Source organism: Phytohabitans flavus, assembly GCF_011764545.1.
GTDB lineage: Bacteria > Actinomycetota > Actinomycetes > Mycobacteriales > Micromonosporaceae > Phytohabitans > Phytohabitans flavus.
In genome coordinates, this window is sequence record NZ_AP022870.1 from 8,217,003 (window position 1) to 8,231,907 (window position 14,905).

The following is a 14,905-nucleotide window of genomic DNA, read 5'->3' on the forward strand; positions in this document are numbered from 1 at the left end:
ACAAGGCGGAAGTTGGTTCTACGCTGCGGCGCGTGACTATTGGTGTCCCGACGGCGGCTCGCCGAGCCGCGCCGCCCCGAGAGGAGGCGATGCGCGTGCCTGCCGGCGTAGCCGCAGGTCACCCGGCCACAGCCGAGGTCGGGCTGCGCATCCTCGCGGCAGGTGGATCGGCGGCCGATGCCGCGGTGGCGGCCGTGCTCGCCACTACGACCAGCGAGAGCATCCTGACCGGGATCGGCGGGGGCGGCTTCGCCACGTACTACGACGCTTCGACACAGACCGTGACGTGTCTGGACTTCTTCTGTTCGGTACCGGGACTCGACGTGGACACCGTCCCAGGGCCGATGCTGCCGATCGAGGTGTTCTTCGGCGGCGTACCGCAGACGTACTCCATCGGCGGCGCCAGCGTCGGCGTGCCCGGCGTGCCGGCCGGCTGCGGCGAGGTGCACCGGCGCTGGGGCCGGCTGCCCTGGCAGCGGGTTGTGGAGCCGGCGATCACCCTGGCCAGCAGCGGGGTCGTACTGCCCGCCGCGCAGGCGCGCACGCTTATATCGGTCTCGCCCGCCCTGCTGCCCGGCGAGGGCGCGGCGATCTACGCACCCACCGGCGCGCTGCTCCAGGGCGGTGACCTGCTGCACCACCCCGGCCTCGACCGGGCGCTCAGCCTCCTCGCCGAGGAGGGGCCGGGCATCTTCTACACCGGCCGGCTGGGGCAGCTGATGGTCGACACGGTGCGGGCGGCCGGCGGTGCGCTCGGCCCGGCCGACCTGGCCGCGTACCGGGTGCTGGAGCTGGAGGTGGGGCACGCGCTGGTGGGCGGCCGCCACGTGTACGCCCGGCACGACCTCAACGGCACCATCGACACGCTCGCCGCGCTCCCCGCCGACCTGGACGCGATGTCCCGCCCGGCGCGGGCCGTGGCCGTGGCCGACGCGCTGCGCACCTGGGGCCGCCAGCGGCTCGGGGACACCACGAACATCTCGGTGGTCGACCACGAGGGCGACGCCTGCGTGATCACCACCACCCTCGGCATCGGCGCCGGCCTGTGGCTGCCCGGCCAGGGCATCAACCTCAACTCGATGCTCGGCGAGGGCGAGCTGATCACGCCCGACCTGGAGCCGGGTGGCCGCGTGAAGTCGATGATGTGCCCGCTCGTGGTGGTCGACGACCGCGGCGAGCTGGTGGTCGCCGCCGGCTCCGCGGGCGCCTCGCGCATCCGTACCGCACTCGTCGACACGCTGCTCGGCGTGCTAGTCGACGGCCTAGACATGCTCTCGGCGATCGCGCGCCCAAGATTCCACGTAGTCGACAACACAGTCCACGCCGAACTCGGTTACCCAGAGGACGAGCTAACGGCGCTGGAGGCCGCCGGCTACGAGGTCAACCGCTGGCCCGACATGAACCACTACTTCGGCGGCGTAAGCGCCGTCGGGATCGCCGGCGCCGCCGGCGACCCAAGACGCGGCGGGGTCGGCGCAGCCGCCTAGCCCCTCCCTCGCAGTTGATCAGGGACTTCGTGGGCGTGGCGGGCGGCGTGTCGCTCCACCAACTCCCTGATCAGCCGGCCAGGTCGGGGGACCAGGCCGCGTGCCGCATGTCTACGCGGCCGTTGCGCATGGGGGTGGCTTCGGCTATCAGCCTTGCCATGGCTTCTAGTTCGTGGCCGGGCACCACGCGGCCGGCGTTGTTGACGACGCGGTGCCAGGGGACCGGGCCGCCGTACTTGGCCATGATCGAGCCGACCAGGCGGGCGGAGGAGCGGCCGGAGCGGTCGGCCAGGTAGTCGGCGATCGCCCCGTACGACATCACGCGCCCGCTCGGTATGCGCTCGACGAGGGCCAGCACCTCCTCGACGTACTCCTCCGGAGTCATGGCAAGACAGCCTATGCAGAATGGTTGGGTGCGCGAAGCAGTCACCTCAGCGCGGCGGGTCGTCGTCAAGATCGGCTCATCCTCGCTGACCACGGCTACGGGCGGCCTGGACACCGCGCGGGTCGACGCCCTCGCCGACGTGCTCGCCGGGCTCTGCGCCGAAGGCCGCGAGGTTGTGCTCGTCTCCTCGGGCGCGATCGCCGCCGGCCTCGCGCCGCTGGCCATCCCGCGCCGACCGCGGGATCTGGCCACCCAGCAGGCGGCGGCAAGCGTGGGGCAGGGGCTGCTCATCGGGCGGTACACGGCGAGCTTCGACCGCCATGGCCTCGTCGTCGGCCAGGTCCTGCTGACGGTGGACGACGTGACGCGGCGCGTGCACTACCGCAACGCGTACCGCACGCTGCGCAAGCTCCTCGACATGCGGGCCGTCCCGATCGTCAACGAAAACGACACGGTCGCCACCGAGGAGATTCGCTTCGGCGACAACGACAGGCTGGCCGCCCTCGTCGCCGCGCTGGTGCACGCCGACCTGCTCGTGCTCCTCACCGATGTCGACGCGCTCTACACCGGCGACCCGGCGCGGCCGGACACCCGCAAGGTCACCGACGTGCACGGCGAGGCCGACCTGGAAGGCATCACGCTCGGCCGGCCCGGCAAGGCCGGCGTGGGCACCGGCGGCATGATCACCAAGGTCGAGGCCGCGCGCATCGCCACGGGGTTCGGCATCCCGGTGGTGCTGACCGCCACCCCGCTCGCCCCTGCCGCGCTGGCCGGCGAGGAGGTGGGCACGCTCTTCCATCCGGTAGCGCAGCGGCCGACCGCCCGTCTCTTCTGGCTGGCCCACGCCACCTCGCCGCGCGGCCGGCTGCACCTCGACCCGGGCGCGGTGCAGGCCGTGGTGACCCGGCGCAAGTCGCTGCTCGCCGCGGGTATCACCGCGGTAGACGGTGCCTTCACGGCCGGCGACCCGGTCGACCTTGTCGACTCGTCGGGCGCACCGGTCGCCCGCGGCCTGGTCAACTACGACGCCGTCGAGCTCCCCACGCTGCTCGGGCGGTCCACTGTGGAGCTCGCCGCTGCGCTCGGCCCGGGATACGAACGTGAAGTGGTCCACCGCGACGACCTGGTCCTGCTTTAGACGGTGAAAGGGAGAGTCAGATGAGCGTCCACGAGCAGGCCCAGCGGGCCCGCGAGGCGGCCACCGCACTGGGCACCGCCACCCGGGCCACGAAGGACACGGCGTTGCTGGCGATGGCCGACGCGCTGCTCGCCCGTACCCCGGAGATCCTGGTCGGGAACGCGGCGGACGTGGCAGCGGCGCGCGAAGGCGGCCTGACCGCCGCCATGATCGATCGTCTCTCCCTCACCGAGGGACGGGTCGCCGCCATGGCCGAGGCGCTGCGCCAGATGGCCGCGCTGCCCGACCCGGTCGGCGAGGTCGTGCGCGGCTCGACCCTCCCCAACGGCCTGGAGCTGCGGCAGATCCGCGTGCCGTTCGGCGTGGTCGGCATCGTCTACGAGGGCCGCCCCAACGTCACCGTCGACGCCGCCGGCATCTGCCTCAAGTCCGGCAACGCCGCGCTGCTCCGCGGCTCGTCGTCGGCCGCCCGCTCCAACGCCGCGCTGACCGCCGTCCTCCGCGACGCCATCGAGGCCGCCGGCCTCCCCGCCGACGCCGTGCAGCTGCTGGACGCCAGCACCCGCGACTCGGTCAAGGAGCTGATGCGTGCGCGGGGCCTTGTCGACGTCCTCATCCCCCGCGGCGGGGCATCCCTGATCAAGGCGGTGGTCGAGGAGTCGACCGTCCCGGTCATCGAGACCGGTGTGGGCAACTGCCACGTGTACGTGGACGCCGCCGCCGACCTCGACAAGGCAGTCGCCATCGTCATGAACAGCAAGACCCAGCGACTGTCCACATGCAACACTGCCGAATCGCTGCTGGTGCACGCGGCGGTCGCGGACGCCTTCCTGCCCCGCGTGCTGGCGGCGTTCGCCGAGGCCGGCGTGACGGTCCACGGCGATCCCCGCGTGGCCACCTACTCGGACTCCGTCGTGCCGGCGACCGAGGAGGACTTCGCCGCCGAGTACCTGTCCGCGGACATCTCGGCCGCCGTCGTGGACTCACTCCAGGAGGCGGTGCGGCACATCCGCCGGTACGGCACCCAGCACACCGAGGCGATCGTGACCGAGTCGGTGGCGGCCTCCCGCGAGTTCGTGGCGCACGTGGACGCGGCAGCGGTGATGGTCAACGCCTCGACCCGCTTCACGGACGGCGGCGAGTTCGGCTTCGGCGCCGAGATCGGCATCTCGACGCAGAAGCTGCACGCGCGCGGACCGATGGGCCTGCCCGAGCTGACCTCCACGAAGTACGTCGTGACGGGTGACGCCCACCTGCGCACCTAGGGCATTCAGACCAAGGAAATTTGGGCTGCCGCGGCGTCCGTCGTGGTCCGGACCGTCGCTCCCGCAGCCTCACCCTTCGCGGTTGGCGAGCCCACCCCCAGGGCGGGCGAGCCCGCCGCCACCGGGGTCCGGGTTCCTGCGGGAGTCGCGGCCCAGTGGCTCTCGAGCTGGGCGCATCGATGCGCCCAGCACCCTGGCGGCAGGGGTCCACGTCCGAAGCCAAGGGTGGTGGCGGGTCTGTTGTTGGGCGCGGCCACGCGCCCAGCTCGACAGGCCGCGGAGAGAGGAACCTCGGGGGTTGGGCTTGGACCGCGGACCTGGCAGCGGAGGTCGGGGGTTTCGGCGAGCGTCAGCGAGCCGCCGACCTGCGCGGTGCCCGCGGGAGCATGCGGTCTGCGACTGACGCGGACCGGGGAAGATATCCGTCTCAAGAAAAATCTCCGTCGGTGTCCACGCAATCCTCATTGTGCTCGGCCAGCCGCAGTACCAGGAGATTGGCCGGCCTAAGGGCGTGTAGCCCGCACGTGCGAGGTGTTGGCGGCGGAGGTCTAGCCTGCGGACTTATGAACAATGATCAGCGTCCGGCCAAGATCGTCGACGTGCTGCTGGCGGAGTTCGGCGAGCTGATGGCGCTGGACCCGGCGGCCTTCCGGCGCAAGTTCCGGAAGATGGCCGCCTCCCCGTTCGCGTTCTACCGGGGGAGCGCTGCCCTCTTCTACGCGGACATGACCGGCGACTTCGCCGATCGGCGGTTTCTCGACGAGTGGACGAGCCGGGTGTGGATCCACGGTGACCTGCACGCGGAAAACTTCGGCACGTACATGAACTCGTCCGGCCAGCTGGTCTTCAACGTCAACGACTTCGACGAGGCGTACGTCGGGCCGTTCACCTGGGACCTCAAGCGCTTCTCGGCCAGCGTGGCGCTCATCGGGTACGCCAAGGCGCTCTCCGACGCGGTGATCAGTGACCTGGTGACGCGGTTCGCCAGCGCGTACCTGACCGAGCTGGGGGCGATCGCCGCCGGTGGTGACGACGCGATCGGCTCGATCACGCTGGAGAACGCGGACGGTGTACTGCGTACCGTGCTCCAGCAGGCGCGGCTCAACACCCGGGTCGACCTGCTCAAGGAGCAGACGACGATCGACAACTACGAGCGGCGCTTCTCGCTCGGCGACGGCGTGTACGAGATCGACGCCAAGACGCGGGCGACCGTGGTGGCCGCGTTCGAGCAGTACCTCACCACGCTGCCCGAGGCCACCGCCTCGCTGCGACCGGTCTCCACGCACATCAAGGACGTGGTGCTGCGCAAGGGCGTGGGCATCGGGTCGGCCGGGCTGCCGTCGTACAACCTGCTGCTCGAGGGGCACACGCAGGCGTTGGAGAACGACGTCGTCATCTACATGAAGCAGGCCCAGGTGCCCGCCGTCGCGCGCCACATCACGGACGAGAAGGTGCGGGGCTACTTCAGGCACCAGGGGCACCGTACGGCCGAGTCACAGCGGGCGCTCCAGGCGCACGCCGACCCGTGGCTGGGCTTCACCGAGCTTCAGGGCGTGGGCCAGCTCGTCGCGGAGGTGTCGCCGTACGCCGCGGACCTGGACTGGTCCGACGTCAACGAGCCGGACGAGCTGGCCGGCGTGGTGAGCGACCTCGGGCGGGCGGTGGCCCGCATGCACTCGGTCGCCGACGACGAGTCCAGCCACGACCTTGTCGACTTCTCCACCGAGGAAACGATCGTGGCGGCGGTCGACCGCGACCCGGAGGGGTTCGTCGCGCACCTGGTCGACTTCGCCCACGAGTACGGCCTCCGTGCCCGCGAAGACCACCAGATCTTCGTGGACCTCTTCCGGAACGGGAAGCTACCCGGCCTCTGACCCCGTAGCTTCCGCGATCAACGACTCGACCTCGGCCTCGAAAAGGAGGCCGGGGTCGAACCCCATCTGCGTGAAGTGACCTTCCACCTCCAGGCTGACCACGCCGTGCATGCGGGTCCAGCCGGTCACGCCGAGCCGTAGCACCGGCCCCGACCAGGGGTGATCCGGGTCGCGGTCGGCCAGGCCCGCCTCGAACTGCCCTTCCAGCACCGCCGCCCGCGAGCCCGGGTGGAGCGCCGCGATCGGCTCCAGGAACGCGCCCAGCGTCCGAGTGGCCGCCTGGGTCGTGTGCGCCGGTGCCTCGTATCCCGGGACAGGCGTACCGAACAACAGCAGGTACCGGTGCGGCTGGGCGAGCGCCCACTCCCGGAATGCCCGCGTGAGCGCCCGGATCCGGTCCGCCGGCTCCGCCCCGCTGCCGCCGCGCCCGCCGCCTCCACCGCGTTCGCCAGGTCGTTGTACCCGTCGCTGATCAGCTCGGTGAGCAGATCGTCCCGCCCAGCGAAGTACCGGTAGAGGGCCGGCCCGCTCATCCCGAGCTCCTTGCCGATCGCGTTCAGCGACAGCGACTGGGGCCCGGCCGCGGCGATCTGCCGGAGGGCCGCCGCCTTGGCCTCCTCGCGGGTCTGCGCCCGAAGTCTCTCCCGGCGGGTTGCGGTCTCCATGCGTCAGAGTCTAACCTGAGTTAGAGCTTCTAACTAATCCAAGAGCATGTAACCAAGCAGAGAGGATCTAACCATGAAGACGACTCAGGTGGTCATGCCCCACGCCGGCGGTCCGGACGTGCTCGAGTTCGCGCAGCGCGACCTGCCCGAGCCGGGCCCGGGTCAGGTGCGGATCAAGGTGGAAGCGGCAGGTGTCGCGTTCGCCGAGGTGCAGATGCTGCGCGGGCGCTACTACGCCCAGCCGAAGTTTCCGTTTGTGCCCGGATATGACCTGGTCGGCGAGGTCGAGGCGGCCGGGCCTGGTGTCGCGCTCGGCGGCCGCGTCGCCGCGATGACCCGCACCGGTGCCTGGTCCGAGCGGGTGGTGCTGCCGGCCGCGCACCTCGTGCCCGTGCCCGAGGAGCTGGACGCCGGCGAGGTGGTCGCCCTGATCACGAACGGAGTGACGGCGTACCAGATGGTCCATCGCGTGGCCAAGGTGGCCGCGGGCCAGACGGTGCTGGTGCACGGCGCGGCCGGCGGCGTCGGCACGCTGCTGGTGCGGCTCGCCCTACGGGCCGGCGCGCGGGTGATCGGCACCGCCTCGCCGGGCAAGCACGACAAGCTGCGGGAGATGGGCGCGACCCCGCTCGACTACCGCGACCCGCTGCTGGTCGAGCGGGTGCGCCAGCTCGCGCCCAGCGGGGTGGCCGCGGTCTTCGACCACGCAGGCGGCCCCGGCCTCAAGCGGTCGTGGGCGATGGTCGGCCGCGGCGGCATCCTGATCGCGTACGGCAGCGCGTCCACCCTCGACGACAAGGGATGGCGGCTGGCGCCGTACGTGAGCACGCTGGGCCGCCTGCTGTGGTGGAAGCTGTTGCCCAACGGTCGCCGCGCCCAGTTTTACGGGATCAGCCACCGCGTCAACTTCGACGAGGATCTCGCCGCGGTGCTCGACCTGCTCCGTACCGGCGAGCTCAAGCCGCGGGTGGCGGCGCGGATGCCACTCGCCGAGGCACCCGAGGCGCTGCGGATGCTCGACGACCGCGCGGTGGTCGGCAAGATCGTTCTAAAACCCTAAAACCACCTTGATGTCCCCGTCCCGGGGGGCGTACGCCTCGGCGTATCCGTCCACCGGGACGCGGCGCGTGATCAGGGCGGACAGCCAGGCCCGGTCGGCCTTGTCCAGCGCGTCGGCGGCCGCCTTCCAGTGCCGGCGGTTGGCGTTGACCGAGCCGAAGACCACGTTGTTCTCCAGCACGACCGCTCGGCTCAGCGCGCCGGCGTCGACGCCCACCCGCTCGCCGATCCGCGACACCCCGGTCAGGCACACCACGCCGTCCCGCCCGACCTTGTCGATCACCTGGACCACCACCGGCGCCGCCCCGGTGCACTCCACGATGATGTCCGGCTCGAAGTCGAGGTCGCCGACCTCCCCAGTGTGGTACGTCGCACCGAGCCGGCCGGCGAGCTCCGGCTTGGGCCCGTCCTTCGCCCGGTCCAGCATGTGCACGGTCAGGCCGCGCTCGACGCCGAGCATGGCGGCGAGCAGCCCGATCGGCCCGGCGCCGGTGACAAGTACCGTCTGCGGCTCCCAGTGCGCCCGGGTACCCACCGCGGCGATGTGCTCCCAGGCCTTGGCCACGATGCTGGTCGGCTCGAGGAGCATGCCGACGTCCTCGAGCGCCGGGTCGAGCGGCACCGTGAACGCGGGCTCCACCCGCCACCGCTCGCGGGCGAAGCCGTGCCGCGCCTTGATCCCGCACTCGGTGTACAGCCCGTTGCGGCACATGTCCCACTCGCCGACCGCGCAGTTGGGGCAGGGCACCGGGTCGGGGTGGCGCACGATGCCGGCGACGAGATCGCCCGGCTGGTAGGTGCGGGTCGGGTCCTCCAGCACCCGGCCCAGTGACTCGTGGCCGAGGATCAGGTAGTCCTCGCCGGGAGGTGCCTCGCCGTAGTCGGCCGCGATGATCTCCCGGTCGGTGCCGCAGACGCCCACGGCCAGGGCCTCGACCAGCACCGCGCCTTCCGTGATCGGTGGCTCGGGTGCGTCCTCGATGAGCCGGAGTGAGCCCTTCGTGCCTGGTGTGATGGCGATTGCCCGCATGCGCTCATTCTCGGCCCTTTCTGCTTCTCGCGTCTTGCTTCTCGCTCAGGATCACGAGATAGTTGACGGAGTCAAAGGAATTGTTGAGGTGGGCAATGAGTGATCCGGTGAGTGACGTACGGGCGTTCAACCGCTTCTATACGCGCCTGATCGGGGTGCTTCAGGAAGGGATGTTGAGCACGCCGTACACGTTGACCGAGGGCCGCCTGCTCTTCGAGCTCGCGCATGGCGAGGCCGTCGAGGTGGTCGACCTGCGCCGCCGGCTCGGCCTCGACGCCGGCTACCTGAGCCGCATCCTGGCCCGCTTCGAGGCGGACGGCTTGGTGCGGCGGTCCCGCTCCACCGTCGACGCCCGCCGCCAGGTGATCGAGCTGACCGAGGCCGGGCATGCGGTCGCCGCCGACCTGGAGCAGCGCAGCGACGCGCAGATCGCCGAGCTGATCGGCAGCCTGGGCGAGGTCGACCAGCGGCGGCTGCTGGGCGCGATGGGCACGATCCGCGAGCTGCTCGGCGAGCGCCCGCGGGCCGATCTCGTGGTGCTTCGCCCGCCCGCCCCCGGCGACCTGGGCTGGGTGGTGCAGCGGCACGGCGCGATCTACGCGCGGGAGTTCGGCTGGGACGAGTCCTTCGAGGCGCTCGTGGCCCGCGTGATCGCCGACTACGCGGCGGCCCACGACCCGCGGCGCGAGGCGGCCTGGATCGCCGAGGTCGACGGCGAGCCGGTCGGCTGCGTGCTGTGCGTGCGCCGGGACGACACCACGGCCCAGCTCCGCCTGCTCCTGGTCGAGCCGACCGCCCGCGGGCTCGGCGTCGGCAGCCGGCTGGTGGAGGAGTGCCTGCGCTTCGCTCGCCGCGCCGGTTACGAGCGGATCATGCTGTGGACCTACGACAGGACCGTCGACGCACACCGCATCTACAAGCGCCTGGGCTTCACCCTCGACGAGGAGAAGAAGGCGCGGGCTTTCGGCCACGACATGGTCGACGAGATCTGGTCCCGGGATCTGTAGCCACGGATCAGAGCACCTCGTCGGACAGCTGCGGAAAGACCTTCGACACCTTCCCCAGCAGGTAGTCGCCGTAGGTACCCGAAAATGCCCGGGGATCCGCGCCGTCCCAGCGGGGCGCGCCTGCCGCGGTGGTCCGGGCCCGCGCCGGGAGCGCCGGCACCTCGGCGGTGAAGTCGGGATCGAAGAAGAAGGGGTACGAGAGGCGGTCGCGGCCGCTCACGTTGCGCACCCGGTGCAGCGTCGAGCGGTACCAGCCGCCGGTGAGCCGTTCGAGCATGTCGCCGATGTTGCACACGAAGGTGCCGGGTAGCGGCGGCGCGTCGATCCACCCATCCGGCGTGCGCACCTGTAGGCCGCCGTTGTCGTCCTGGGCGAGGAGCGTGAGCAGGCCGTAGTCGGTGTGCTGGCCCACGCCCCACTCGTCGCTCCCAGGCGGCGACGGCGGGTAGTGGAAGATCCGAAAGAGGATCGTCGGCTCGGCGGTGTAGCTGGACGCGAAGTAGTCGGCGGGCAGGTCGAGGCTGCGGGCCACCAGCCGCAGCACCGCCTGGGCCACGCCGGTGAGGGCGTCCAGGTAGGACAGCACGGCCGGGCGCAGCTCCGGTACCCGCTCCGGGAAGAGGTTGCGGCCGTGCAGCGGCAGCCCGGCGCGGACCCGTGGGTGGTCGTCGGGCAGCTCGCCGCCGAAGTAGACGCCCTCCTTGAGGTCCGGCCGCCCCGAGGTCAGCTCGCCGCCCACCGGAAAGTACCCCCGCCACGCCCGCCCACCGAGGTCCATGGAGATCCGCATCTTGTCCGCTTCGGGCAGCGCGAAGAACGCTCGGCTCGCCGCGTCCAGGTCGGCCAGCAGCCGTGGCGGCACGCCATGCCCGGTGACGTAGAAGAACCCTGTGTCGCGGCAGGCCGCCTCGATCGCGTGAGCCGGGCCGTCACCGGGTAGGGAGATGTCGATAACGGGCAGCGATGGTATGGCGGTCATGTGCCTATCCTTACGCTCGTGGCGTACCTGGTGGTGGGCGAGAGTCTGGTCGACCTGATCAGCCGTGGCGGCTCGTGGAGCTTCGCCGCCACGCCGGGCGGGAGCCCGCTCAACGTGGCGGTCGGGCTTGCTGCCGAGGGGCATGAGGTCCGGTTCGCCAGCGAGGTGGGCAGCGACCTGTTCGGCGGGCTGCTCCGGGCGCACCTGGAGTCGTTCGGGGTGGTGCCCGACGAGCTTGTCGAGACCCCGACCACGAGCGTGGCGTTCGCGCGGGTCGACAAGGCCGGCGCGGCCACCTACGACTTCCGCTTCACCTGGGCGTACGCGGGCAAGCCCGACCTCGCCGGCATCCAGTGCGTGCACGTCGGCTCCCTCGCCACGGCGGTCGGTCCCGGCGACGCGGCGGTGCTGGCGGTGGTCGAGGCCGCCACGCGGGCCGGTGCGCTGGTGTCGTACGACCCGAACATCCGCCCCGCGCTGGTCGGGGAGCGGGCCACCGCGCTCGCCCGGGTCGAGGAGATCGTGCGGGCGGCCGACGTGGTCAAGGTGAGCGACGAGGACCTGCGCTGGCTCTGCCCCGGGGAGCCGGATGTGGTGGTGGCGCGGCGGTGGGCGGCGCTGGGCCCGAGGCTGCTCGTGGTGACCCGGGGCGGCGATGGCGCGGTGGCCGTACACGATGGGCTCGTGACAGTCTGTGCCGCGCCGCCCGTCACGGTGGCCGACACGGTCGGCGCGGGGGACGCGTTCACCACCGGCCTGCTCTCCCACCTCGGCGACGACCTGGGGCCGGAGTCGGTGACCCGGGCCTTGCGGTACGCCAGCGCGACAGCCGCCGCCGTCTGCTCCCGCCCTGGCGCGCTACCGCCGCCGCAGGCCGAGGTCGAATCGTTGCTCCCCGCCGCGGTCACCTCCACGACCACCGCTTAGGACTGTCAGACGACTAAAATGCCCCGCATGACGCCGGACGAGGTCGGTGCGCGGCTGGTCGAGGTGCTCGGGCCCGCCCCGGACGTCGTGGCGTCCGTCTCCGGCGGTCAGTCTTACGCGCGGGCGACCGTCGATGTGCCGCCGCGCTCCTGGGCCGCGGCACTGCTCGCGGCGCGCGACGACGCGGAGCTGGTCTTCGACTTCTTCGACTGGCTCTCCGCGGTCGACGAGCTCGACGAGGGCTTCTCGGTCGTGGCCCACCTCTGGTCCACCACGCAGCGGCACGGCGTGCTCGTCCGTACCCGTGTGCCGCGCGACGCGCCCGCCGTCGAGTCGGTCGTGGCGGTGTTCCCGGGTGCGGCGTGGCATGAGCGCGAGACGCACGAGATGTTCGGCATCGACTTTCCGGGGCACGGCGAGCTGCGGCCGCTGCTGCTGGCGCCGGAGTTCGAGGGGCACCCGCTGCGCAAGGAGTTCGTGCTGGCGTCGCGGGTGGCCAAGCCGTGGCCGGGCGCGAAGGAGCCGGGCGAGTCCGGGCACGGCGGCGGCAAGCGCGCCCCGATGCGGCCGCCGGGGGTGCCGGCACCGGGCGAATGGGGGCCGGCCTGATGCCGCTCTGGCTGGAGCTGACCATCCGGGTCGCCGGCGTGGTGATCGCCTTCCTCACGCTGCCGCTGCTCGTCGGCCAGGCCGAGCACAAAGTCATGGCTCACATGCAGGGGCGGCTCGGCCCGATGTACGCCGGTGGCTTCCACGGCTGGGCCCAGCTGATCGCGGACGGCGTCAAGTTCGTGCAGAAGGAGGACGTCACACCGAGCGCCGCCGACCGGCCGGTCTTCCGGCTGGCGCCGGTTGTCGCGCTCATGCCGTACCTCCTCGCGCTCCTCGTCATCCCGCTCGGCCCCGGTGACCTGGTCGGCGAGCCGCTCGACATCGGGCTCTTCTTCGTGCTCGCGGTGGTCGGTGTGGGCGTGGTGGCGGTGCTGATGTCCGGGTGGGCGTCGGCCAACAAGTACAGCCTGCTCGGCGGCCTCCGCGCGGCGGCTCAGCTGCTGGGGTACGAGCTGCCGCTGGTGCTCGCCGCCGCCAGCGTGGCCATGGCGGCCGGCACGCTCTCGCTGCCCGGCATCGTCTCGGCGTGGGAGCCGTGGTGGCTGCTGTGGCAGGCGCCCGCGATGGTGGTCTTCTTCGTGGCCGGGGTGGCGGAGATCCGGCGGCCGCCGTTCGACATGCCGATCGCCGACTCCGAGCTGGTCTTCGGGTATATGACGGAGTACACAGGGCTTCGCTTCGCGTTCTTCCTCCTCGCCGAGTACGTGGGCATCGTGGTCATCGCCGCGCTCACGACGGTGCTCTTTCTGGGCGGGTGGCAGGGCCCGTTCGGCGACGAGTACCTCGGCTGGCTGTGGACGTTGATCAAGGTCTTCGCGGTGTCCTTTGTGATCATTTGGCTCCGCGTCTCGTACCCCCGACTGCGCGAAGACCAGCTCCAGCGGCTGTGTTGGCTGGTCCTGGTGCCGTTGGCGCTGGGGCAGCTGGTGCTTACCGCGGCGGTAAGGGTGGTCATGTAAGCTGCGCCACCGTGGTCAATGTGGACACCGCGGTACGACAGTTTGTTGCCGACGTCTGGAACGGCAACCAAGAGGAAACGGCGTACGACCTGATCGCCTCCGACTGCCCGGGACTCGGCGAGAGCGGCCCCCGAGGCGTGCTGGCCTGGCACGGCGAGCGCCGCGCGGCGTTCCCGGATCTGCGCTACAAGATCATCGATTTGCTGGTGGACGGCGAGCGCGCCGCCATCCACTGGCGGGCGGCCGGCACCCAGACCGGCCAGTTCGGTCCGGTGCCAGCCACGGGCGAGGTGGTCAGCTACTCGGGCGCCACGTTCCTGCGCTTCGACGGCGACGGCAAAATCAGCGACGTGTGGAGCGTCAACGAGCTCTTCCAGGTGCTCCAGCAGCTCGGCGTCGAGTTCATCCCGCCCGGTAGTGCCGAGGAGTCAGCCGACTCACCAACGAACTGATGGGCCAAGGTTCGTCGATCTTCACAACGTCGGCGAACTGGCCTGTCGGCTGGTAGATCTCGTCGGTGAGGTCGATCTTCTGGGTGTGTACCACGATGACCTTGTCGGTCTCGATCCGCCAGTAGTACGGGATGCCCGCCTGAGCGTAGAGGGCTGGCTTGGTGATCCGGTCCATTGTCTGGGAGCCGTCGGAGACGATCTCGACGGCCAGCATCACCTCGTGCGGCTCGTACTTGGACGTCCGTCGTTGGGTACCAGTTGTCACGAGAACGTCTGGGATGAACGACCGACGCTTGCTTACCCGGATCTCGACACCCTGAGTGACCTGGAGGTCGTCTGGACAGCTCTCCTCTAGCGCGACCATCAGTCGCCCAGCGATGATCTGGTGAATGTTGGTCGGGGAGGGCGACGTCATGAGCACTCCGTCGAGTAGTTCGCGCCGGTAGCCGTCCTCCGGGAAGGCGTCCAGGTCATCAGTGGTCCAGCCACCTGCCATGGGCGCACTGTAGGCCGATCAATCGTGGTGCTCGCGCCCCAGCGACAGACGGGGCAGGATATGCGGCATGGGCGTGCCTGGCGAAGGGCTGGCGAAGGGGCTGGCCGTCACCCTCAAGACGATGACCCGCCGGTCGCACACGCAGCAGTACCCGGATGTGGAGCCCGACCTCCCGCCGCGGTCGCGCGGGGTGATCGCGCTGCTGGAGGAAAACTGCACGGTCTGCATGCTGTGCGCCCGCGAGTGCCCCGACTGGTGCATCTACATCGATTCGCACAAGGAAGAGGTGGTCGTGCCCGGCGCGGCCCGGGCCCGCCAGCGCAACGTCCTCGACCGATTCGACATTGACTTCTCGCTGTGCATGTACTGCGGGATCTGCATCGAAGCCTGTCCCTTCGACGCGCTCTACTGGACGCCTGAGTTCGAGTACGCCGAGTACGACATCCGTGACCTTCTGCACGACAAGGAGCGGCTCGGGGAGTGGATGGCCACCGTGCCGCCGCCGCCCGTCCATGACCCCAACGGCGAGCCGAGCAAGGAAGAGTCGGCCGCGGCCAAAAAGGGGCGAAC

15 protein-coding genes and 2 pseudogenes are annotated in these 14,905 nt (G+C 70.9%); 11 read left to right on the plus strand and 6 right to left on the minus strand.

What is annotated here, in order from left to right:
* Positions 1–32 precede the first annotated feature (32 nt).
* Positions 33–1,487: a gamma-glutamyltransferase gene (locus Pflav_RS36360; RefSeq protein WP_332107829.1), complete on the plus strand. Its 1,455-nt coding sequence runs from the start codon at positions 33–35 to the stop codon at positions 1,485–1,487.
* A 70-nt stretch (positions 1,488–1,557) separates the two neighbouring features.
* Here the strand turns inward: Pflav_RS36360 and Pflav_RS36365 are convergent, their stop codons facing one another.
* On the minus strand, positions 1,558–1,872 hold the full coding sequence (locus Pflav_RS36365) for an MGMT family protein (protein ID WP_173041194.1): 315 nt from the start codon (positions 1,870–1,872) through the stop codon (positions 1,558–1,560).
* Between the two features lie 28 nt (positions 1,873–1,900).
* Here Pflav_RS36365 and proB point away from each other — a divergent pair, with 28 nt between their 5' ends.
* The 3 genes from proB (at position 1,901) to Pflav_RS36380 (ending at position 6,149) form a co-directional block, all read left to right on the plus strand.
* Entirely contained in the window at positions 1,901–3,010 is a 1,110-nt protein-coding gene (gene proB / locus Pflav_RS36370) for a glutamate 5-kinase (RefSeq protein WP_173041195.1), read from the plus strand.
* A gap of 20 nt (positions 3,011–3,030) precedes the next feature.
* Positions 3,031–4,275, plus strand: coding sequence for a glutamate-5-semialdehyde dehydrogenase (locus tag Pflav_RS36375; protein ID WP_173041196.1), 1,245 nt, complete (start codon positions 3,031–3,033; stop codon positions 4,273–4,275).
* A 563-nt stretch (positions 4,276–4,838) separates the two neighbouring features.
* Complete coding sequence (locus Pflav_RS36380) at positions 4,839–6,149, plus strand: DUF2252 domain-containing protein (protein WP_173041197.1); 1,311 nt, start codon at positions 4,839–4,841, stop codon at positions 6,147–6,149.
* Here the strand turns inward: Pflav_RS36380 and Pflav_RS49175 are convergent.
* Positions 6,135–6,542 carry a TetR-like C-terminal domain-containing protein gene (locus Pflav_RS49175; RefSeq protein ID WP_269474650.1) on the minus strand — a complete coding sequence of 136 codons (408 nt, stop codon included), beginning with the start codon at positions 6,540–6,542 and terminating at the stop codon, positions 6,135–6,137. The two genes, Pflav_RS36380 and Pflav_RS49175, sit on opposite strands and share 15 nt — an antisense overlap.
* Positions 6,543–6,634: 92 nt before the next feature.
* Positions 6,635–6,814 (minus strand): annotated as a pseudogene (locus tag Pflav_RS49180) (TetR family transcriptional regulator); the annotation flags it as partial.
* A 73-nt stretch (positions 6,815–6,887) separates the two neighbouring features.
* Here Pflav_RS49180 and Pflav_RS36390 point away from each other — a divergent pair.
* Positions 6,888–7,874 (plus strand): medium chain dehydrogenase/reductase family protein, encoded by a 987-nt coding sequence (locus Pflav_RS36390; RefSeq protein ID WP_173041198.1) that lies wholly within the window; start codon positions 6,888–6,890, stop codon positions 7,872–7,874.
* Here the strand turns inward: Pflav_RS36390 and Pflav_RS36395 are convergent.
* Positions 7,863–8,903, minus strand: coding sequence for a glucose 1-dehydrogenase (locus Pflav_RS36395; protein WP_173041199.1), 1,041 nt, complete (start codon positions 8,901–8,903; stop codon positions 7,863–7,865). The two genes, Pflav_RS36390 and Pflav_RS36395, sit on opposite strands and share 12 nt — an antisense overlap.
* Before the next feature lie 95 nt (positions 8,904–8,998).
* Here Pflav_RS36395 and Pflav_RS36400 point away from each other — a divergent pair, with 95 nt between their 5' ends.
* Positions 8,999–9,910: a bifunctional helix-turn-helix transcriptional regulator/GNAT family N-acetyltransferase gene (locus Pflav_RS36400; RefSeq protein WP_173041200.1), complete on the plus strand. Its 912-nt coding sequence runs from the start codon at positions 8,999–9,001 to the stop codon at positions 9,908–9,910.
* A gap of 7 nt (positions 9,911–9,917) precedes the next feature.
* On the opposite strand, the gene Pflav_RS36405 is transcribed toward Pflav_RS36400, so the two are convergent.
* Entirely contained in the window at positions 9,918–10,889 is a 972-nt protein-coding gene (locus Pflav_RS36405; RefSeq protein ID WP_173041201.1) for an isopenicillin N synthase family dioxygenase, read from the minus strand.
* A gap of 18 nt (positions 10,890–10,907) precedes the next feature.
* On the opposite strand from Pflav_RS36405, the gene Pflav_RS36410 reads away from it, so the two are divergent.
* Genes Pflav_RS36410 through Pflav_RS36425 form a run of 4 tightly spaced genes read left to right on the plus strand, consistent with a single transcriptional unit; the run spans position 10,908 to position 13,839 of the window.
* On the plus strand, positions 10,908–11,816 hold the full coding sequence (locus Pflav_RS36410; RefSeq protein ID WP_173041202.1) for a carbohydrate kinase family protein: 909 nt from the start codon (positions 10,908–10,910) through the stop codon (positions 11,814–11,816).
* Between the two features lie 27 nt (positions 11,817–11,843).
* Positions 11,844–12,425, plus strand: a complete 582-nt coding sequence (locus tag Pflav_RS36415; RefSeq protein ID WP_173041203.1) for an NADH-quinone oxidoreductase subunit C — start codon at positions 11,844–11,846, stop codon at positions 12,423–12,425.
* Entirely contained in the window at positions 12,425–13,387 is a 963-nt protein-coding gene (locus Pflav_RS36420) for a complex I subunit 1/NuoH family protein (RefSeq protein ID WP_173042842.1), read from the plus strand. The genes Pflav_RS36415 and Pflav_RS36420 overlap by 1 nt, the downstream gene beginning before the upstream one ends.
* Positions 13,388–13,407: 20 nt before the next feature.
* The gene (locus Pflav_RS36425) at positions 13,408–13,839 is read left to right on the plus strand and encodes an ester cyclase (RefSeq protein WP_232072335.1); all 432 of its coding nucleotides are present in this window, start codon (positions 13,408–13,410) and stop codon (positions 13,837–13,839) included.
* Here Pflav_RS36425 and Pflav_RS36430 read toward each other — a convergent pair.
* Positions 13,790–14,335, minus strand: a complete 546-nt coding sequence (locus Pflav_RS36430; RefSeq protein ID WP_173041205.1) for a Uma2 family endonuclease — start codon at positions 14,333–14,335, stop codon at positions 13,790–13,792. The two genes, Pflav_RS36425 and Pflav_RS36430, sit on opposite strands and share 50 nt — an antisense overlap.
* Positions 14,336–14,402: 67 nt before the next feature.
* On the opposite strand from Pflav_RS36430, the pseudogene Pflav_RS36435 reads away from it, so the two are divergent.
* Positions 14,403–14,897: pseudogene (locus Pflav_RS36435) on the plus strand (NuoI/complex I 23 kDa subunit family protein); the annotation flags it as partial.
* Positions 14,898–14,905 lie beyond the last annotated feature (8 nt).

Coding starts and splice junctions, on each gene's coding strand:
- Pflav_RS36365 (WP_173041194.1), bottom strand. CDS start 1,872: ATGACTCCGGAGGAGTACGTCGAGGAGGTGCTGGCCCTCGTCGAGCGC.
- Pflav_RS36375 (WP_173041196.1), top strand. CDS start 3,031: ATGAGCGTCCACGAGCAGGCCCAGCGGGCCCGCGAGGCGGCCACCGCA.
- Pflav_RS36380 (WP_173041197.1), top strand. CDS start 4,839: ATGAACAATGATCAGCGTCCGGCCAAGATCGTCGACGTGCTGCTGGCG.
- Pflav_RS36390 (WP_173041198.1), top strand. CDS start 6,888: ATGAAGACGACTCAGGTGGTCATGCCCCACGCCGGCGGTCCGGACGTG.
- Pflav_RS36395 (WP_173041199.1), bottom strand. CDS start 8,903: ATGCGGGCAATCGCCATCACACCAGGCACGAAGGGCTCACTCCGGCTC.
- Pflav_RS36400 (WP_173041200.1), top strand. CDS start 8,999: ATGAGTGATCCGGTGAGTGACGTACGGGCGTTCAACCGCTTCTATACG.
- Pflav_RS36405 (WP_173041201.1), bottom strand. CDS start 10,889: ATGACCGCCATACCATCGCTGCCCGTTATCGACATCTCCCTACCCGGT.
- Pflav_RS36415 (WP_173041203.1), top strand. CDS start 11,844: ATGACGCCGGACGAGGTCGGTGCGCGGCTGGTCGAGGTGCTCGGGCCC.
- Pflav_RS36420 (WP_173042842.1), top strand. CDS start 12,425: ATGCCGCTCTGGCTGGAGCTGACCATCCGGGTCGCCGGCGTGGTGATC.
- Pflav_RS36430 (WP_173041205.1), bottom strand. CDS start 14,335: ATGGCAGGTGGCTGGACCACTGATGACCTGGACGCCTTCCCGGAGGAC.